The organism is Allobosea sp. OAE752 (assembly GCF_050433265.1).
Taxonomy (GTDB): Bacteria; Pseudomonadota; Alphaproteobacteria; order Rhizobiales; family Beijerinckiaceae; genus Allobosea; species Allobosea spartocytisi.
The window spans coordinates 139,076-157,327 of record NZ_JBNPXO010000006.1; the positions used below are offsets into that span (position 1 = coordinate 139,076).

The following is an 18,252-nucleotide window of genomic DNA, read 5'->3' on the forward strand; positions in this document are numbered from 1 at the left end:
TTCGCCTTTCGTCACGGATCGCCCGCCCTTCGCACCGGTGCCGTCGTCAGGCGGGAAGCGGAGCCTGCGCGATTGCGCGCGGCGCACAAGCTCCTATCCTGCCGGACACGCCGATAGGGGAGAGACGCTTGGCATCCGGTCTGTTCGCATTGCTCGACGATGTCGCCGGCATCGCCAAGGTCGCGGCGTCGTCCGTCGACGACATCGTGGCGCAGGCGGGCAAGGCGGGGGCCAAGGCGGCGGGCGTCGTCATCGACGATGCGGCGGTGGCGCCGCGCTATGCCGTCGGTTTCGCGGCCTCGCGCGAATTGCCGATCATCTGGCGCATCGCGCTGGGCTCGCTGCGCAACAAGCTTCTCTTCCTTTTGCCCGGCGCGCTCATCCTGGCCGTGGTCGCGCCCTGGGCGATCACGCCGCTGCTGATGGCCGGCGGCGTCTTCCTCTGCTTCGAGGGGGCGGAGAAGCTGCTGGAGCTGGTGCTGCCACATGGATCGCAGGATAGCGCGAAGGCGGGGGAGGCGGCGGCCGGCGATCCCACGGCCCTCGAACGGCGGAAGATCGCGGGCGCGATCAAGACCGATTTCATCCTCTCGGCCGAGATCATGGCGATCACGCTCGCGGGTGTGTCGGACCAGTCCTTCTGGATGAAGGCGGCCGTTCTCGCCATCGTCGGCATCGGCATCACCGCCGCCGTCTATGGCGTCGTCGCCCTGATCGTGAAGGCAGACGATGTCGGCGTGGCGCTTGCCGGCAATGAGCGTCCGGCTACCAGCTTGCTGGGGCTGAGGCGGCTGGAACCGGGCGAGGCGAGCTGGCCCGATCGCGCTTTGCGCCGGCTGACGCGGCCGCTCGGCCGCGGCCTCGTCGTCGGCATGCCCCATTTCCTCGGCCTGCTCGGCGCGGTCGGCACGGCGGCGATGCTCTGGGTCGGCGGCGGCATCATCATCCACGGGCTGGAAGGCTACGGGCTCGGCGCGCTCGGCCACTCCATCCACGATCTCTCGGTCGCGACCGGGAAAGCCCTTCCGGCCGGGTTGAGCGGGGCGGGCGAATGGCTGGCGGGCGCGGTGCTCGCGGCGGCCTTCGGCCTCGTCGTCGGCGGCATCGCCATCGTCGCGATGCATTGGGTGGTGAGCCCGATCTTCAAGCTGTTCCGCAAGGACGAGCGCAAGGCGTCGCTCGGCGGCTAGGCTTTCCCCGTTCAATCCAGCCAGGTGGTGAAGTTCTCGACCGGCTCGCGCTCGGGCACCAGGCGGTTGGCCGGGGCGTCGGGGTCGGCCTTGCCGATGGCAATGCCGCAGACCACGACCTCGTCCTCAGGGATAGCGAGCTCGCGCCGCACGACCGGGTGGAACTGGGCGAAGATCGCCTGCGGGCAGGAATCGAGGCCGTGCCCCTGCGCGGCGATCAGCAGATTCTGCACGAACATGCCGAGATCGAGCCAGGAGCCGATCTCCAGATCGCGATCGATCGTGACCATCAGCGCGACCGGCGCGTCGAAGAAGCGCAGATTCGCCGCCGTCTGGCGCTTCATGCCCTCGATGTCGCCCTTCACCACGCCGAGCAGGCCGTAGAGATCCCAGCCGACCTTGCGGCGGCGCGAGAGATAGGGCTCGCGGAAGCGCTCGGGATAATAGCGGTATTCCTCGGTGCCGGGCCGCTCGCCGGCCTCGAGCGCGGCGAGCAGGGCGGTTTCGAGCCGCGCCCGCGCCTGCGGGCCGATCACGCGGAGCTTCCAGGGCTGCATATTGGTGCCGGAGGGCGCCTGCGCCGCCAGATCGATCAGCCGGCGCAGCAAGGCGGGATCGACGGGGTCGGGCCGGAAGGCCCGGACGGCGCGGCGCGCGCGGATCGCACGTTCGACAGCTTCGGCGGGCGTCATGGAAAGGTCGATCTCCTGCGGTCCTGTTCGTTCGGCAGCCTGCGGCGAAGTCTCGAATCGGTCGCGGCGCGGGTCTGCGTGGTTATCCTATAGGCGGATGAGGCGGGCGGCATCGGCCGGCCCGCAGGGAGGAACGAGCATGATGGCCGCAGCAAGGTTGGTGGTCGCGTTGCTGGCGGCGGCGGCCCTGGGGTCACCCGCCGCCGCGCGCTCGGTCGAGACGATCGTGCTCGTCCGGCATGGCGAGAAGCCGTCCGGCGGCTTCGGCCGGCTCGATTGCCAGGGCCTCAACCGGGCGCAGGCCTTGCCCGGCGTGATCCTGGGCGCTTTCGACAAGCCCGATGCGCTGTTCGCGCCCGATCCCGGCCATCTCAAGAAGGATGACGGCGTCAAATATCCCTATCGGCGTCCGCTCCAGACGCTCGAGCCGCTGTCGCGGCAGCTCGGCCTGCCCATCCAGACGTCCTATGGCTACAAGCAGACCGGGCGGCTGGCGCAGGCGCTCGATGCGCCCGACTATCGCGGCGCGACCGTGGTCGTCGCCTGGGAGCACAAGCGCCTCGTCGATCTCGCCCGGCGGCTCATGACCGAGCATGGCGGGGATGCCGATGCGGTGCCGCGCTGGCATGGCAGCGATTTCGACGGCATCTATGTCGTCCGCATCGCGCACGATGGCGAGACGGCGAGCGCAAGCTTCGAGCAGCGCCGGCAGGGGCTGGACGGGCAGTCCCGGAACTGCCCGCCCTGAGGGTCAGCCACCCTTGCGCGTCTCCAGGAAGGCGGCGTGCTCTTTCAGGAGATCACCGCTGAGCGCCTTGGCGATCAGCGCCCGGGTGTTGGGCAGGCCGTAGATCGCGGCGAAGGAGCCGAAGCGCGGGCCCTGATCCTCGCCGAACATCACCTGGTAGATCGCCTTCCACCAATCGCCCGAGACGCCCGGCCGCTCCGGCGTCGCGTTCTTGGCGGTGAGGTTCTGGTAGCGCGGGATGGCCCGGGCGACGTCCAGCGCGGTGTCCTGCACCATCTCCGGTGTCGGGTCGGCGGGTAGGGCGGCCAGCGCCGCGTCGAGCTTGGTGAAGGCGTCGCGCTCGACCTCGTCGGCCGGGCGGTAGCTCTTCGCCGGCTTCACGAAATCGCGGAAATAGGCGATCGCGTAGCCGACCAGCGCGTCGAGGCGCGGATGGGTCTGCGGCGACATGCCCGGCGCATAGCGCTGGAGGAAGCCCCAGAGCACGCCCTTGTCCTCGGAATTCGCGACGGCGACGAGGTTCATCAGCAGGCCGAAGGTGACCTGCGTCCGGACCGCGTTGTCGCCTTCGCCCGAGGCGATGACCTCCGGCGCCGGCGGGTTGCCGGCATGGATGTGCCAGACCGGGTTGCCGAGCCGGTTCTTCCAGTCCTGCCGCTCATAGCCGTTGAGGAACTGCAGATACTCGTCGATGGCGCGCGGGATGACGTCGAAATGCAGCTTCTTGGCCTCGCGCGGGCGCTGGAACATGTAGAGCGCCAGGCTTTCCGGCGGGCCATAGGTCAGCCAGTCCTCGATGGTCAGGCCGTTGCCCTTCGACTTCGAGATCTTCTGGCCGAGATCGTCGAGGAAGAGCTCGTAGTTGAAGCCTTCCGGCGGCGTGCCGTCGAGCGCGCGGGCGATCTGCGAGGAGACCTTGACCGAGTCGATCAAATCCTTCCCGGCCATCTCATAGTCGACGCCGAGCGCGACCCAGCGCATCGCCCAATCCGGCTTCCATTGCAGCTTGACGTTGCCACCAGTGACCGGGGTGACGAAGCGCTCTTGGGTCTGCGGATCGGTCCAGGCGATGGTGCCGGCCTCGACATCGACCTCGTCGATCGGCACCTGCATGACGACGCGCGTCTTCGGGTGGATCGGCAGGAAGGGCGAATAGGTCGCGGCCCGCTCCTCGCGCAAAGTCGGCAGCATGATCTTCATCACCGCATCGTAGCGGGCGAGCATCTTGAGCAGCGTCGCATCGAACTCGCCGGCGCGGTAGGAGTCGGTCGAGGACTTGAACTCGTAGTCGAAGCCGAAGCCGTCGAGGAAGGCGCGCAGCCGCGCATTGTTGTGGCGGCCGAACGAGTCATGCGTGCCGAACGGGTCCGGCACCTCGGTCAGCGGCTTGCCGAGATTGTTGGCGAGCAGCTCCTTGTTCGGCACGTTGTCCGGCACCTTGCGCAGCCCGTCCAGATCGTCTGAGAAAGCGATGAGGCGGGTCGGAATCGTGTTGCCGGTGAGCACCCGGAAGGCATGACGGACCATCGAGGTGCGCGCGACCTCGCCGAAGGTGCCGATATGCGGCAGGCCCGAGGGGCCGTAGCCGGTCTCGAAGATCACCGCTTTCTTGCCCGATTTCTCGATGCGGGCCACCAGTTTGCGCGCCTCCTCGAACGGCCAGGCGGCCGAACGCTGGGCGGCGTCAACAAGGGCTGCGTCGAAGGCGGGCATGGGGGCTGGTGTCCTCTCCGTGTCTGGCATGGCCAAAAATTCGCAATCCGCAAATTTTTGTTTGCGGGCTTTCGCAGATTGCGAAGGGCGGCGTCAATGCTTGGCCGGCCCTCGGCCAATTCCAACGTCATTCCGGGCGAAGCGAAGCGGAGACCCGGAATCCATCATCGGGTGCTGCGCTCTGCGATGGATTCCGGATCGGCGCGGCAAAGCCGCTTGTCCGGAATGACCGTATTCCCTTTCCGTGGTTGTTCAATGAGCGGCGAGGGATAGTCTTGCGCCCTCTCAAACTCGGCCATCCTTCGAAAGGAACCCCGCCTTGGACCGCGACCTGCTCGACAAGCTGACCGCCTGGCGACGCCATCTCCACGCCCATCCGGAGCTTGGCCGTCACGAGAAGGCGACGAGCGCCTTCGTGCAGGAGAAGCTCACCGAGCTCGGCGTGCCCTTCACCGCCGGCATCGGCGGCCATGGCGTGGTGGCGACGCTGAAGCGCGGCGCCTCCGAGCGCAGCGTCGGCCTGCGCGCCGACATGGACGCGCTGCCGATCCAGGAGGCCAGCGACTTGCCCTACAAATCCGGCACGCCCAACGTGATGCATGCCTGCGGTCATGACGGTCACACGACGGCCCTGCTGGGGGCGGCGGCGCTGCTCAAGGGCGACGAGGGCTGGAGCGGCACGGTGCAGTTCGTCTTCCAGCCGGCGGAGGAGGGGGCGGGCGGCGCCCAGGCGATGCTCGCCGATGGCGTGCTCGAGCGCTTCCCGATGGAGCGCGTCTTCGCGCTGCATAACTGGCCGGGGCTGGAAGCCGGCACCGTCGCGGTGCATCGCGGGCCGGTGATGTCGGAGCCCGGACGCTTCAAGATCACGCTGACCGGCAAGGCGGGTCATGCGGCGCTCCCCGAGCAGACGCATGACCCGATCGTCGCGATGGGCCATCTCATCGTCGCGCTGCAGACGATCGTGTCGCGCAATGTCGATCCGATGGAGTCCGCCGTGGTCTCGATCGGGCAGGTGCATGGCGGGCTCGCCTCCAACCAGATCCCGACCAGCGTGTTCATCGAGGGCACTTTCCGCACCTTCGTGCCGGCGGTCAGGAACCGCCTGCTGGCGCGGCTCAAGGGCATCGCTGAGAACATCGCCGCGACCTTCGAGATGACGGCCGCGGTCGAGGCGACGCATGGCAGCGCCACGATCAACACGGCTCCCGAGGAGGAGATGGCCGTCGCCGCTGGCGAGGCCGCGGGGCTCGCCGTCCGGCGCGACCTGAAGGCCAGCACCACCGGCGAGGATTTCGCCTATTTCCTGGAACGGCGCCCCGGCTGCTACATCTGGATGGGCAATGGCCCGGCCGTGAATGGCGGCGACCTGCACAATGACCGCTACGACTTCAACGACGCGATCCTGCCGGCAGCGTCCGGCTGGCTCGCGGCCGTGGCGAAGCAGGCGCTGGCCAGCAACGCGCCCTGAGCTTCGCCAAGGCAGGCAAAGTCTTCGAAGGCGAGGCGCCGGCGCCTCGCCTTCCGAACCGGAGGAACCGAAGCAGGTTGTCAGGGACAGAATCGGCAAGCTGGGTTTCGCTCTGCGCGTTCCCGGCATAAGCAGGTCTTTTCTCTCTTCATGCCGATGTCTTTATTATAATGATCGCTAGAATCCGATCGAATTCAAAATATACAACCACAGCTTGAGTCTTTTCCGTTTTTGTACAATCGTTGATCTCGATACGATTGTTTGGGCGGGGGGAAAGATGTCCTGGCTGTCTTCGATCTTTCACCAGTCTCCTGAAATCGCACTCTTCCTGTCACTGGCGGTCGGCTACTGGGTCGGCAAGTTCCAGTTCGGGAAGTTCCAGCTCGGCGGCGTCGCCGGCTCGCTGCTCGCCGCGGTGGTGGTCAGCCAGGTCGGCGTCACCATCGACAACGGCATCAAATCGGTGCTGTTCGCGCTGTTCATTTACGCGGTGGGTTTCGAGAGCGGGCCGCAATTCTTCCGTTCGCTCGGGCGCCAGTCGATCCGCGAGATCGTGATGGCGGCGGTGCTGGCGGTCAGCGGGCTTGCGACCGTGGTGGTGCTGGCGCGGATGTTCGGGCTCGACAAGGGCCTGGCGGCCGGCATCGCGGCCGGCGGGCTGACGCAGTCGGCGATCATCGGCACGGCGAGCGCCGCGATCGGCAAGCTCGGGCTCGCGGCCGACGAGGTGCAGCGCCTGCAGGGCAATGTCGCCGTCGGCTATGCCGTGACCTATATCTTCGGCTCCTTCGGCGCGATCATCGTCTGCGTCAACATCCTGCCCTGGCTGATGGGGCGCAGCATCCGCGACGATGCGATCAAGGCGGAAGCCGCGCTGCTTGCCGGCATCCGCGTCTACGGGCCGGGCGAGCAGCCGGCGGCGCCCGATCTGGTCGGGCGGCTCTACAAAGTCGAGAAGGTCGCCGGGCGAACCGTCGCGGAGGTCGAGGCGCTGGCGCAGGGCGATGCAATCAGCATCGAGCGGATCAAGCGCGGCGGGGCCGTGGTCGGCGTCGAGCCCTCGCTGAAGCTTGCTGCCGGCGACATCATCCTCGTCGTCGGGCGGCGTGCGGGCGTCGTCGGCGTCGCCGCGCAGATCGGCCCGGAGCTGCAATCCTCGGAAGGCATGGATCTGGTCGTGCAGGTCCGGGACGTCGCCATCGCCAATCGCGACTTCATCGGCAAGAGCGTCCAGCAGATCAGGGACGCTACTGCGGGCAATCTGCGCCACGGCATCTATGTCACCGGGTTGCAGCGCGCCGGCAAGCCGTTGCCGCTGAAGCCCGACACGGTGATCGAGCCGGGCGATGTCGTGCAACTCTACGGCACGGCGGAAGACGTGCAGCGCGTCGCCAAGGTCGTCGGCACGGTGATCGTCGCCAGCGACAAGACCGATTTCGTCTTCCATGGGCTCGGGCTGGTGGTCGGCCTGCTCATCGGCCTCATCGTCGTGCGCATCGGCTCGATTCCGCTGACGCTTGGCAGCGGCGGCGGCGCGCTGCTCTCCGGCCTGCTGTTCGGCTGGTATCGCAGCCGCAACCTCGCCATCGGCAACATGCCGACGGCGGCATCGACCCTGCTGCGCGATCTCGGCCTCGCCGGCTTCGTCGCGGTGGTCGGCCTGCAATCCGGCCAGCAGGCGGTCAGCACCATCATCCAGCAGGGGCTGTCGATCTTCCTGATCGGCGTGGTCGTGACCATCCTGCCGATGATCATCACCATGCTCGTGGGCCGCTACATCCTGCGCTACGACAATACGGCGATCTTCGCCGGCGCGCTCTCGGGCTCGCGCAGCGCCAATCCCGCCTTCGGCGAGGTGCTCGACAAGGCCGGCAATTCCATCCCGACCACGCCCTTCGCGATCACCTATGCGCTCGCGAATGTCTTCCTGACCCTGCTCGGCCCGCTTGTCGTGGCCTTCGCCTGAACGCAACGAGGAGACGCAAGATGGCCGCCGATTACAGCCAGTATGCCAAGCTCAGCCCGTTCGAGCTCAAGGACGAATTGATCAAGCTGGCTTCGGGCCGGGAGAACCGGCTGATGCTCAATGCCGGCCGCGGCAATCCCAATTTCCTCGCGACCTTGCCGCGCCGGGCCTTCTTCCGGCTCGGCCTGTTCGCGGCGAACGAATCCGAACTGTCCTTCTCCTACATGCCGAACAATGTCGGCGGCCTGCCGCAGATCGCCGGGATCGAGGGGCGCTTCGAGCGCTTCATCGCCGAGAACCGCGACCAGCCCGGCGTCGTCTTCCTCGGCCGGGCGCTGAGCTATGTGCGCGACCAGCTCGGCCTCTCGGCCGCGGCCTTCCTGCACGAGATGGTCGAAGGCATCCTGGGCTGCAATTACCCGGTGCCGCCACGGATGCTCCGGGTCAGCGAGGAGATCGTCAAGCACTACATCGTCAAGGAGATGGTCGGCGGCTTCATCCCGCCGGGCAATGTCGATCTCTTCGCGGTCGAGGGCGGCACCGCCGCCATGACCTATATCTTCAACACGCTGAAGCAGAACGGCCTGGTCAAGAAGGGCGACAAGGTCGCGATCGGCATGCCGGTCTTTACGCCCTATATCGAGATCCCCGAGCTTGACGAATACGGGCTGGTCGAGGTCGCGATCAACGCCGATCCGAAGAAGGAGTGGCAATATCCGGATTCCGAGCTGGAGAAGCTCAAGGACCCGGCGATCAAGATCTTCTTCTGCATCAATCCGAGCAACCCGCCCTCGGTGAAGATGGATGATCGCAGCCTGGAGAAGGTCGCCGCGATCGTGCGCGAGCACAGGCCGGACCTGTTCATCCTGACCGACGACGTCTACGGCACCTTCGCCGACGATTTCCGCTCGCTCTTCGCGCTCTGCCCGCAGAACACGATGCTGGTCTATTCCTTCTCGAAATATTTCGGCGCGACGGGCTGGCGTCTCGGCGTGGTCGCGACGCATCGGAACTCGATCTTCGACAAGGCTTTGGCCGCCCTGCCGGAGGCGGCCAAGGCCGCGCTCGACCGACGCTATGGCTCGCTCCTGCCGGATGTGCGCTCGCTCAGCTTCATCGACCGGCTCGTCGCCGACAGCCGTACCGTCGCGCTGAACCACACCGCCGGCCTCTCGACGCCGCAGCAGGTGCAGATGGTGCTGTTCTCGCTCTTCGCCCTGATGGACGAGGCCGATGGCTACAAGGCGGAGCTGAAGAAGTTGATCCGCCGGCGCGAGGCGGCGCTCTATCGCGAGCTCGGCGTCGCGCAGGAGAGCGATCCCAACGCGGTCGACTACTACACGCTGCTCGATCTCGAGGTGATCGCGCGCGACCTCTACGGCGACGATTTCGCAGCCTGGGTGAAAGACAACGTCAATCCCGACGAGCTGCTGTTCCGCATCGCCGACGAGACCGGCATCGTGCTGCTGCCCGGCCGCGGCTTCGGCACCCAGCAGCCGGCCGGTCGCGCCTCGCTCGCCAATCTCAACGAGTTCGAATACGCCAATATCGGGCGGTCCTTGCGCGGCATGGCCGAGGAGTTCCACGCGCTCTACGAGAAGGGCGGCGGCAAGCGGTCCGGCAGGGGCAAGGCCAAGGCGAAAGACGCCGCCGCTGCCGACAAGGTCTCCGCCAAGGGCAAGGGCGGTCAGAAGGGGCTGACCGGGAAGAAGCGCAAATAGAGGCGGCTGTAGGTCCCGTCGTCCCAGAGGCTCTGGAGCGCGTAGTCGATGGCGCGTTGCAGGGCCGGGTCGTCCTTGCGCAGCAGGAAGGCCACGCCCTCGCCGAAATAGCGGCTCTCGAGATAGGGCCCGCCCGAGAAGGCAAGCTCGCCGCCGCTGGCGGAAATCAGCAGCGCCAGCGCCGGGCCGTCACCGAAGACATATTCGGCGTCGCCGCTGCGCAACGCCGCGACGGCGGCGTTCAGGCCGCTGGTCTCGCGGCGCTGGACGAAGGGCATCAGCCTTTCGAGAAAGGCCTGGTGGGCCGTGCCGGAGACGACGGCGACGCGCCGTCCCTGCAGGCTTTCGCCGTCGAGCTCGGCCCGGACATTGCCGCGCGTCGTGACGAAGCGGGCCGGCGCGCGGAAATAGAGATGGCTCGCGGCGAAGCGCTCGCGGATCGCGGGTGTCAGGTTCATCGCCGCCGCCAGCACGTCGCCACGGCCCTCGCCCAGCGAGTCCAGCAAGGTGTCGAAGCGGCGCGGCTGGATGGTGCAGGTCCAGCCGAGCTTGTCGCAGACGGCGCGGGCGAGCTCCACCGAGAAGCCGGTCAGCGCCCCGTCCGGCCCGGCGAAATGGAAGGGCGGATAGTCGTCATCGGTCAGGAAGCGCACGACGCGCGGCGGGCCGGGCTCGGGCCGGTCGAGCCTGATGCGCGGATCCCAGAAATTGGGGATGGCGATGCGCGGCTGGTCCTGCGCCGCGGCAGTCGCGGCGGCGAGGAGTGCGAAGGCAAAGGCGGCGAGCGCGCGAAGCATTGCCGCGCATCTGGCGCCGGATGGCGGCGGGGATCAAGGGCCCGCCGTCATGCTCGGGCCTGACCCGAGCATCTCTTGCCGGATGTTGGTGCGGGAGTCTTCTCGTTACGAGATTCTCGGGTCGAAGCTGCGCCTCGCCCGAGAATGACGGTGAGGCTCAACCCAGGCTCGCCGCCGTCGCCTTCGCGCCCTTGTCGAAGAGCGCAGCGAGATGGGCGGTCACCGGTTTTGTAAACCGTTGCTCGCCCGGCAGGTCGCTGCCGAAGATCGCCTCGATGCCGAGCAGGCTCGCGCTCAACGCCTCGGCGTTGCGGCCCGCGACATCGGCCCGGCGCTTGAACTCCGCCGCTAGCGGGTCGCGAACGTCGATGGCGCCGCCCTTCTCGTCCATGCCGGTGACGTAGCGCATCCAGGCGGCGACACCCAAAGCGAGGTGGTCGATTCCGGCGCCCGCCTTCAGCCGCTCGCGGATGGTGCCGAGCAGGCGCTGCGGCAGCTTCTGCGAGCCGTCCATGGCGATCTGCCAGGTGCGGTGGCGGATCGCCGGGTTCTGGAAGCGGGTAAGCAGGGCCTTCGCGTAATCCGCCAGTACGACGCCCTGCGGTGCCGGCACGGTCGGGATGATCTCGCTCCAGAGCCCCTGCAGGAAGCGGGCGAGGACGGGATCGCCGCTGGCCTCGGCCACCGTCTCATGGCCGGCGAGATAGCCGAGATAGGCGAGCGAGGAATGCGCGCCGTTCAGCATCCTGAGCTTCATGAACTCGAAGGGCGCGACCTCCGTCACCATCTGGGCGCCGACTTCATGCCAGTCTGGGCGGCCGGCGGCGAAAACGTCCTCGATCGCCCATTGCCGGAAGGGTTCGCCGATGACGGGCGCGGCATCGTCCAGGCCGGTCTGCTTGGCGACCTCGGCGATGTCGGCCTCGGTCGTCGCCGGCACAATGCGGTCGACCATCGTCGCCGGGAAGGCGCCATTGGCCTCGATCCAGGCGGCGAGCCTGTCGTCGGTGAGCGCGGCGAAGTCGCGGACGAGGCCGCGCAGGACATGGCCGTTCGAGGGCAGGTTGTCGCAGCAGAGCGCGGTGAAGGGGCCAAGGCCTTCCGCCCGGCGCACGCGCAGGCCGGCGACCAGGATGCCGATGGCGGAGCGCGGCGCGTCCGGGTTTTCGAGATCGTGGACGATGTCGGGATGATCGGCCTTGAGCTTGCCGGTCGCCGGATCGTGGCAATAACCCTTTTCCGTGACGGTCAGCGAGACGATGCGGGTGTCGGGCGAAGCGAGCTTCGCGACGAGGGCGGCCGGGCTTTCCGGCGCGACGAGCACATCCAGCACCGAGCCGATGACGCGCAGCTCCGGCCCCGTGGGGGCGAGCTTCAGCAGGGTGTAGAGCCCGTCCTGCGGCTTCAGCCGGTCGCGCTGGTCGGGGCGCTGGAGGCTGGCGCCGGTGATGCCCCAGGCTCCGAAGCGGCTCTCCAGCGTGTCCTCGGTGTATTCGGCGAGATGGCCGCGGGCGAAGGCGCCGAGGCCGAGATGGACGATGCCGGGCCTGAGGGCGGCGCGGTCATAGGCCGGGCGGCGGACGCCCGCCGCGAGCTGGCCGAGAGTGGCGTTGGAAAGGCGGGTCACAGCTTGTAGGCCTCCTTGGCGAGGCGATAGGCGAGGTCATGCGCCACTTCGGCCGCCTCGTCCTCCTCCAGCCGGTGCTCGGCGACGAGTTTGGCGAGATAGGCGCAATCGACCCGGCGGGCGAGGTCGTGGCGGGCGGGGATCGAGAGATAGGCGCGGGTGTCGTCGTTGAAGCCGACGGTGTTGTAGAAGCCGGCCGTCTCGGTCGTGAGCTCGCGGAAGCGCAGCATCGCCTCGGGCGCATCGAGGAACCACCAGCCCGGTCCGAGCTTCAGCGCCGGGTAATGCCCGGCGAGCGGGGCAAGCTCGCGCGAATAGCTGGTTTCGTCGAGGGTGAAGGCGATCACGGTGAGGTTGCGCTCGTTGCCGACGGCGTCGAGCAGGGGCTTCAGCGCCTCGACATAGTTGGTCGCGGTCGGGATATCGCAGCCCATGTCGCGGCCGAAATGCTCGAACAGCGCGGCGTTGTGGTTGCGCCAGGAGCCGGGATGGATCTGCAGGACGAGCCCGTCGTCCAGGCTCATCTTGGCCATCTCGGTCAGCATCTGGCCGCGGAACAGGTCGGCATCCTTGGCCGAGACCTTGCCCTTCAGGATCTTGGCGTAGAGCTTCTCGGCCTCGGCATCGGAGAGGTTGGCGGTGCGCGCCGTGGCGTGGCCGTGGTCGGAGGAGGTGGCGCCGCGCTGCTTGAAATAGGCGCGCCGCTGGCGATGGGCGGCGAGATAGCCGGTCCAGGAGCCGATATCCTCGCCCGTCAGTTCGCCGAGCTTTTCGAGGTTCTCGGCAAAGCCCTCGAATTCCGGATCGACGACGCTGTCGGGCCGATAGGCGGTGACGACCTTGCCGCCCCAGCCGGAGTCGCGGACCATGTCATGCCATTTCAGGTCGTCGAGCGCGCCTTCGGTCGTGCTGATCGCCTCGATGTTGAAGCGCTCGAACAAAGCGCGCGGACGCAGTTCCGGCTCTTCCAGCTTGGCCGCGATCTTGTCGTAGATCCGGTCGGCATTTTCCGACGTCAGGCGCTCGTTGACGCCGAAAATGGTCGAGGCTGCGTGCTCGAACCAGAGTCTGGTCGGCGTGCCCCGGAAGAGATGCCAATGGTCTGCGAAGATCTGCCAGATCTTGCGCGGGTCGGTCTCGACCGGAGCGCCGTCCTTGCGCGGAATGCCGAGCTGTTCGAGCTGCACGCCTTGCGAATAGAGCATGCGGAAGATGTAGTGGTCGGGCTTGACGAAGAGTGTCGCCGGATCGGGAAAGGGGTTGTTCTCGGCGTACCAGCGCGGATCGGTATGGCCGTGCGGGGAGATGATCGGCAGGTCGCGGATCGCTGCGAAGAGCCGTCGCGCGATGCCGCGCGTCACCGGATCGGCGGGAAAGAGGCGATCATCGTGCAGCAACATGGGGTATCTCCCTAGTGTTTGGCCGATCTCTAGAACTGCGCGCAGCAGGGGTCAATCGCGTGGTATACTAGTGCGCCAGAGACGCTTGTTTGTAAGCATCCGAAGTGGCGGGGTTGGGCTTGCAAGCGCTGCCGGACCCACGCCATCTTGCCCGCCGCAACCGGAGCGATGACGATGACGACGCGGCGTGAACTTCTGGCAGGGGCCGGTCTGGCGGCTGTCGCGACCCAGATGCCGGCAATCGCTTTCGCCCAGGCGAAGGATGCCGTCAGCATCGGCATGACGCTGGAGCCGCCGACGCTCGACCCGACCTCCGGCGCCGCGCAGGCGATCCGCGAGGTGACGCTGCAGAACATCTTCGAGGGGCTGGTCAGGATGGACCGGACCGGCAAGATCCAGCCCGGCCTCGCCGAGAGCTGGGAGATCGCGCCCGACAACGTCACCTATCGTTTCACGCTCAGGAGCGGCGCGACCTTCCATGACGGCACGCCCTTCACCTCCGCGGAGGTGAAATTCTCCTTCGAGCGGGCCGTGGCGCCGGATTCGACGAATGCGCAGCGCCAGCTCTTCACGCCGATCGCGGAGATCGCGACGCCCGACCCCGCGACCGTCGTCATCAAGCTCAAGCATCCGACGGCGAGCTTCCTCTACGGGTTGAGCTGGGGCGATGCCGTGATCGTCGCGCCGGCGACGGCGGCGAACAACAAGACCGCCCCGATCGGAACCGGGCCGTTCAAGTTCGCGCGCTGGAACCGGGGCGACCGGCTCGAACTCACCCGCTTCGACGGCTATTGGGGGCAGAAGCCATCATTGGCGAAGGCGACCTTCCGCTTCATGTCCGATCCGCAGGCACAGGTCGCGGCGCTGCGGGCTGGCGATGTCGACGCCAACACCAATCTCTCGGCGCCGGAGGCGGTGCCGCAACTCCAGGCCGATCCCAGGCTCAAGGTCACCATCGGCAAGACCGAGGGCGAGACGGTGCTCGCCACCAACAACGCCAAGCCGCCCTTCGACAATCCTAGGGTGCGGCAGGCCATCGCCCATGCGCTCGACCGCAAGACCATCGCGCTCGGCGTCTACGGCTTCGACGTCACCCCGATCGGCAGCCATTTCTCGCCGCTGCACCCGGCCTATATCGACCTGACCGGCACCTACCCTTACGACCCCGAGAAGGCGAAGGCGCTGCTCAAGGAGGCGGGTTTCCCCAACGGCTTCTCCTGCACGCTGAAGCTGCCGCCCCCTTCCTATGCGCGCCGGGCCGGCGAGATCGTCGCGGCGCTGCTGGGCCAGGTCGGGATCAACGTTTCCATCGAGCCGCTCGAATTCCCGCAATGGCTGGAGCGCGTCTTCCGCAACAAGGATTACGACCTCAGCATCATCGCCCATACCGAGCCGCTCGACATCGATATCTATGCGCGCGACGACTACTACTTCCAGTACAGGAATCCCGCCTTCAAGGCGCTGATCGCCAGGATCGCGGGGACGCTGGACGAGGGCGAGCGCAACGAGCTCTACAAGCAGGCGCAGCGCATGCTGGCCGAGGACGCGGTCAACGGCTTCCTGTTCATCCTGCCGAAGATCACCGTCGCCAAGGCCGAACTGGAGGGCATGTGGACCGACTGGCCATTGCCGGTGACGCCGCTGGCGGAGCTGCGCTGGCGTTGAACGCGGCTCCGCCCGGGATCTTCTCGTGATCGGCTACATCCTGCGCTGCCTTGTCGTACTGGTGCTGACGCTGCTGGCGGCGGCGCTGGTGATCTTCCTCGTGCTGGAGGTGCTGCCGGGCGATCCGGCGGCGGTGACGCTCGGCCTCAACGCCTCGCCCGAGGCGCTGGCGGCGCTCCACGCCGAGCTGGGCCTCGACAAGCCGGCGCCGCTGCGCTTCCTCCTCTGGCTCGGCGGGCTCGCCACCGGCGATCTCGGCCTGAGCTATACCTATCGTGTGCCGGTGGCGCAGCTCATCATGGAGCGGATGGCGGTGACGCTGCCGCTCGCCGTGCTCGCGATCGCGCTTGCCGTCCTGATCGGCATGCCGCTCGGCGTGCTCGCCGCCTCGCGCCATGGCAGGCTGGCCGATGCCGGCGTCATGGCCTTCGCGCAGGCGGGGCTCGCGATTCCGAATTTCTGGTTTGGGCTCTTGTTGGTGCTCGTCTTCGCGGTCGGGCTCGGCTGGCTGCCGGCGGGCGGCTTTCCGGGCTGGCAGGCGGGGCTGGCCACCTCGCTGAAGTCGCTGGCCATGCCGGCGCTGGCGCTCGCCCTGCCGCAGGCGGCGATCATCGCGCGGGTGACGCGCTCGGCCATGCTCGACACGCTGCAGGAGGATTTCGTCCGCACCGCCCGCGCCAAGGGGCTGAGCGAGGGCACGACGATGCGCCGGCACGCGCTGCGTAACGCGCTGATCCCGGTGGTGACGATCCTCGGCCTGCAATTCTCCGTGCTGATCGCCGGCGCCATCATCATCGAGAACGTCTTCGCCTTGCCGGGGCTGGGGCGGCTGGTCTTCCAGGCCATCGCCCAGCACGATTTGATCGTGGTCAAGGACCTCGTCATGCTCTTCGCCGGCCTCGCCATCATCATCAATTTCGCCGTGGAACTGCTCTACGGGCTGATCGATCCGCGGCTGAGGCAGGCATGAGCGCGACGGTCGTCAAGGCGCCCGATGGCAAAAGGCGCTGGTGGCTCGGGCCTTCCTTCGTGATCGGGGCGGCATTGAGCCTTGCCGTGGTGGCGCTGGCGCTGGTTTCCTATGTCTGGACGCCGCATCCGCCGACGCAGATGGCGATCCTGAAGCGGCTGCAAGGACCCTCGGCGGCGAACTGGTTCGGCACCGACCCGTTCGGCCGTGACGTCTTCTCGATGATCATGGTCGGCGCGCGCAACTCGCTGGCGGTGGGGCTGGGCGCGGTCGGCATCGGCATGGTGCTGGGGACGGTGCTGGGGCTGGTCGCGGCGGTGAGGCGCGACGGCGTCCTCGACAACGTCATCATGAGGACCGCTGATTTCACCCACGCCTTCCCGGCCGTACTCACCGCGATCATGATGACCGCCATCGCCGGGCCCGGCATGCTCAATGCCGTCGTCGCGATCGGCGTGCTGAACCTGCCCTATTTCGCAAGGCTGGCACGAGGCGCGGCGCTGCAGGTCTGGGCGCAGGATTTCATCCAGGCGGCGCGGGCCAACGGGCTGAACAACCGCCAGATCACGCTGCATCATATCCTGCCGAACATCGCCGGCATTCTGGTGGTGCAGGCGACGATCCAGTTCGCGTTGGCCGTGCTGGCGGAGGCGGGTCTGTCCTATCTTGGCCTGGGCACGCAGCCGCCCAACCCCTCCTGGGGGCGGATGCTCAACGAAGCCCAGACCTTCATGGCGGCGCAGCCCTGGCTTGCGATCTTTCCGGGTGCCGCGATCGCGCTGACCGTGCTGGGATTCAATCTGCTCGGCGACGGTCTGCGCGACGCGATCGATCCGCGCCTGCGCCGCAGCCGGTGAGGGTTGAAGGGAATGAGGATGCTTCGATGACCGACCTTGCCGATCTGAGCGCGGCCGAGCTGCTGTCCGCCTATCGCGGCCGCTCGCTCTCGCCGGTCGAGGTGACGGAGGCCGTCATCGCCCGCATCGCCGCCTGGGAGCCGAAGCTCGACGCGCTCTGGGCCTATGATTCCGACGCGGCGCGGGCGCAGGCAAAAGCCTCGGAGGCGCGCTGGCTGAAGGGCGAGGCGCTGGCGCTCGACGGTGTGCCCGGCACGATCAAGGAGAATATCCGCACCAAGGGCGTGGCCGTGCCGCTGGGCACGGCCGCGAACGATCTCGCTCCTTCCGCCGACGATGCGCCCCCGGCGGCAAGGCTGCGCGAGGCCGGCTGCGTCATCCTCGGCAAGACGACGATGCCGGATTACGGCATGCTCTCCTCCGGGCTGTCGAGCTTCCACAGGCTCGCACGCAATCCATGGGACGTGACGAAGAATCCCGGCGGCTCCTCCGCCGGGGCCGGTGCGGCCGGGGCCGCGGGCTACGGCCCCTTGCATGTCGGCACCGATATCGGCGGCTCGATCCGCCTGCCGGCGGGCTGGTGCGGGCTGGTGGGGTTCAAGCCGAGCTTCGGGCGCGTGCCGATCGACCCGACCTATTACGGCCGCGTCGCCGGGCCGATGACGCGCACGGTTGAGGATGCCGCGCTGACGATGCGGGAACTCTCGAAGCCCGATGCGCGCGACGGCATGAGCCTGCCGCCGCAGGACATCGACTGGCTGGCGCTGGACATCGATCTGAAGGGGCTGCGCATCGGCCTCCAGCGCGATGCCGGCATCGGGCTCCCCGTCGAGCCCGAGACGAAGGCTGCGATCGAGGCGGCGGCGAAAGCCTTTGCCGATGCCGGGGCCATCGTCGAGCCGGTCGGGCCTCACATCACCCGCGCGATGCTCGACGGGCTCGACGATTTCTGGCGCCAGCGCGCCTGGGCCGATATCGGCGCCCTGCCGGCGGAGAAGCAGGCCAAGGTCCTGCCCTACATCTTCCAGTGGGCGAAGGGCGGGCAGAACCTGCCGGGCGAGCGGGTCTATCGCGGCATGAGCCAGATGATGGCGATGCGCGACGCCGCGCTGAAGGCGATCTTGCCTTACGATTTCATCCTCTCGCCGGTGTCGCCGGTGCCGAGCTATCCGGCGGAATGGGCCTCGCCCATTAACGACCCCGCCAAGCCCTTCGAGCATATCTGCTTCACGGTGGCGGCGAACATGTCGGACCAGCCGGGGGTCTCGGTTCATGCCGGGACGACGAAGGCCGGGCTGCCGATCGGCCTGCAGATCACCGGCAGGCGCTTCGACGATCTCGGCGTGCTCAGGATGGCGCGGGCCTGGGAAGAGATGCGCGGCCCGATCATCTGGCCGCGCGCACCCTCGGCCTGACGCTTTCATCGAACAGGAGA

Annotated in this window: 14 protein-coding genes; 9 read left to right on the forward strand and 5 right to left on the reverse strand. The window is 67.6% G+C overall.

What is annotated here, in order from left to right; genetic code table 11:
• Nucleotides 1–128 precede the first annotated feature (128 nt).
• Complete coding sequence (locus GGC47_RS17265; protein ID WP_429068558.1) at nucleotides 129–1,190, forward strand: DUF808 domain-containing protein; 1,062 nt, start codon at nucleotides 129–131, stop codon at nucleotides 1,188–1,190.
• Nucleotides 1,191–1,201: 11 nt separating this feature from the next.
• Here GGC47_RS17265 and GGC47_RS17270 read toward each other — a convergent pair whose 3' ends face one another.
• Nucleotides 1,202–1,882: a nitroreductase gene (locus GGC47_RS17270; protein WP_142023075.1), complete on the reverse strand. Its 681-nt coding sequence runs from the start codon at nucleotides 1,880–1,882 to the stop codon at nucleotides 1,202–1,204.
• 139 nt (nucleotides 1,883–2,021) lie between these two features.
• Between GGC47_RS17270 and GGC47_RS17275 the strand changes: the two genes are divergently transcribed.
• Complete coding sequence (locus GGC47_RS17275; RefSeq protein ID WP_429068559.1) at nucleotides 2,022–2,630, forward strand: histidine phosphatase family protein; 609 nt, start codon at nucleotides 2,022–2,024, stop codon at nucleotides 2,628–2,630.
• A gap of 3 nt (nucleotides 2,631–2,633) precedes the next feature.
• Here GGC47_RS17275 and GGC47_RS17280 read toward each other — a convergent pair whose 3' ends face one another.
• Nucleotides 2,634–4,343, reverse strand: coding sequence for a lysine--tRNA ligase (locus tag GGC47_RS17280; RefSeq protein WP_370955084.1), 1,710 nt, complete (start codon nucleotides 4,341–4,343; stop codon nucleotides 2,634–2,636).
• A gap of 319 nt (nucleotides 4,344–4,662) precedes the next feature.
• Between GGC47_RS17280 and GGC47_RS17285 the strand changes: the two genes are divergently transcribed.
• The 3 genes from GGC47_RS17285 to GGC47_RS17295 all read left to right on the forward strand — a co-directional run bounded on the left by GGC47_RS17285 (nucleotide 4,663) and on the right by GGC47_RS17295 (nucleotide 9,501).
• On the forward strand, nucleotides 4,663–5,814 hold the full coding sequence (locus GGC47_RS17285) for an amidohydrolase (protein WP_142023078.1): 1,152 nt from the start codon (nucleotides 4,663–4,665) through the stop codon (nucleotides 5,812–5,814).
• A 277-nt stretch (nucleotides 5,815–6,091) separates the two neighbouring features.
• Nucleotides 6,092–7,780, forward strand: coding sequence for an aspartate-alanine antiporter (gene aspT, locus GGC47_RS17290; protein WP_142023079.1), 1,689 nt, complete (start codon nucleotides 6,092–6,094; stop codon nucleotides 7,778–7,780).
• Between the two features lie 20 nt (nucleotides 7,781–7,800).
• Nucleotides 7,801–9,501: a bifunctional aspartate transaminase/aspartate 4-decarboxylase gene (locus GGC47_RS17295; protein ID WP_142023080.1), complete on the forward strand. Its 1,701-nt coding sequence runs from the start codon at nucleotides 7,801–7,803 to the stop codon at nucleotides 9,499–9,501.
• On the opposite strand, the gene GGC47_RS17300 is transcribed toward GGC47_RS17295, so the two are convergent.
• The 3 genes from GGC47_RS17300 to uxaC form a co-directional block, all read right to left on the reverse strand.
• Nucleotides 9,468–10,298 carry a transporter substrate-binding domain-containing protein gene (locus GGC47_RS17300; protein ID WP_112764383.1) on the reverse strand — a complete coding sequence of 277 codons (831 nt, stop codon included), beginning with the start codon at nucleotides 10,296–10,298 and terminating at the stop codon, nucleotides 9,468–9,470. The genes GGC47_RS17295 and GGC47_RS17300 overlap by 34 nt on opposite strands.
• Before the next feature lie 157 nt (nucleotides 10,299–10,455).
• Entirely contained in the window at nucleotides 10,456–11,925 is a 1,470-nt protein-coding gene (locus GGC47_RS17305; RefSeq protein ID WP_142023081.1) for a mannitol dehydrogenase family protein, read from the reverse strand.
• Nucleotides 11,922–13,325, reverse strand: a complete 1,404-nt coding sequence (gene uxaC, locus GGC47_RS17310; RefSeq protein WP_133565472.1) for a glucuronate isomerase — start codon at nucleotides 13,323–13,325, stop codon at nucleotides 11,922–11,924. Before uxaC ends, GGC47_RS17305 begins: the two co-directional genes overlap by 4 nt.
• 174 nt (nucleotides 13,326–13,499) lie before the next feature.
• Between uxaC and GGC47_RS17315 the strand changes: the two genes are divergently transcribed.
• The 4 genes from GGC47_RS17315 to GGC47_RS17330 are packed head-to-tail and all read left to right on the forward strand — an operon-like array spanning nucleotide 13,500 to nucleotide 18,232.
• Entirely contained in the window at nucleotides 13,500–14,990 is a 1,491-nt protein-coding gene (locus tag GGC47_RS17315) for an ABC transporter substrate-binding protein (protein WP_142023082.1), read from the forward strand.
• A gap of 25 nt (nucleotides 14,991–15,015) precedes the next feature.
• Nucleotides 15,016–15,960: an ABC transporter permease gene (locus GGC47_RS17320; RefSeq protein WP_142023083.1), complete on the forward strand. Its 945-nt coding sequence runs from the start codon at nucleotides 15,016–15,018 to the stop codon at nucleotides 15,958–15,960.
• The gene (locus GGC47_RS17325) at nucleotides 15,957–16,817 is read left to right on the forward strand and encodes an ABC transporter permease (RefSeq protein WP_038363142.1); all 861 of its coding nucleotides are present in this window, start codon (nucleotides 15,957–15,959) and stop codon (nucleotides 16,815–16,817) included. The genes GGC47_RS17320 and GGC47_RS17325 overlap by 4 nt, the downstream gene beginning before the upstream one ends.
• A gap of 26 nt (nucleotides 16,818–16,843) precedes the next feature.
• Nucleotides 16,844–18,232, forward strand: a complete 1,389-nt coding sequence (locus GGC47_RS17330) for an amidase (RefSeq protein ID WP_142023085.1) — start codon at nucleotides 16,844–16,846, stop codon at nucleotides 18,230–18,232.
• Nucleotides 18,233–18,252: the final 20 nt, after the last annotated feature.

What these genes read in the sequence shown, in the direction of transcription:
- uxaC (WP_133565472.1), bottom strand. Translation starts at nt 13,325, where the DNA reads ATGTTGCTGCACGATGATCGCCTCTTTCCCGCCGATCCGGTGACGCGC.
- GGC47_RS17300 (WP_112764383.1), bottom strand. Translation starts at nt 10,298, where the DNA reads ATGCTTCGCGCGCTCGCCGCCTTTGCCTTCGCACTCCTCGCCGCCGCG.
- GGC47_RS17270 (WP_142023075.1), bottom strand. Translation starts at nt 1,882, where the DNA reads ATGACGCCCGCCGAAGCTGTCGAACGTGCGATCCGCGCGCGCCGCGCC.
- GGC47_RS17280 (WP_370955084.1), bottom strand. Translation starts at nt 4,343, where the DNA reads ATGCCCGCCTTCGACGCAGCCCTTGTTGACGCCGCCCAGCGTTCGGCC.
- GGC47_RS17315 (WP_142023082.1), top strand. Translation starts at nt 13,500, where the DNA reads ATGACGACGCGGCGTGAACTTCTGGCAGGGGCCGGTCTGGCGGCTGTC.
- GGC47_RS17275 (WP_429068559.1), top strand. Translation starts at nt 2,022, where the DNA reads ATGATGGCCGCAGCAAGGTTGGTGGTCGCGTTGCTGGCGGCGGCGGCC.
- aspT (WP_142023079.1), top strand. Translation starts at nt 6,092, where the DNA reads ATGTCCTGGCTGTCTTCGATCTTTCACCAGTCTCCTGAAATCGCACTC.
- GGC47_RS17295 (WP_142023080.1), top strand. Translation starts at nt 7,801, where the DNA reads ATGGCCGCCGATTACAGCCAGTATGCCAAGCTCAGCCCGTTCGAGCTC.
- GGC47_RS17325 (WP_038363142.1), top strand. Translation starts at nt 15,957, where the DNA reads ATGAGCGCGACGGTCGTCAAGGCGCCCGATGGCAAAAGGCGCTGGTGG.
- GGC47_RS17330 (WP_142023085.1), top strand. Translation starts at nt 16,844, where the DNA reads ATGACCGACCTTGCCGATCTGAGCGCGGCCGAGCTGCTGTCCGCCTAT.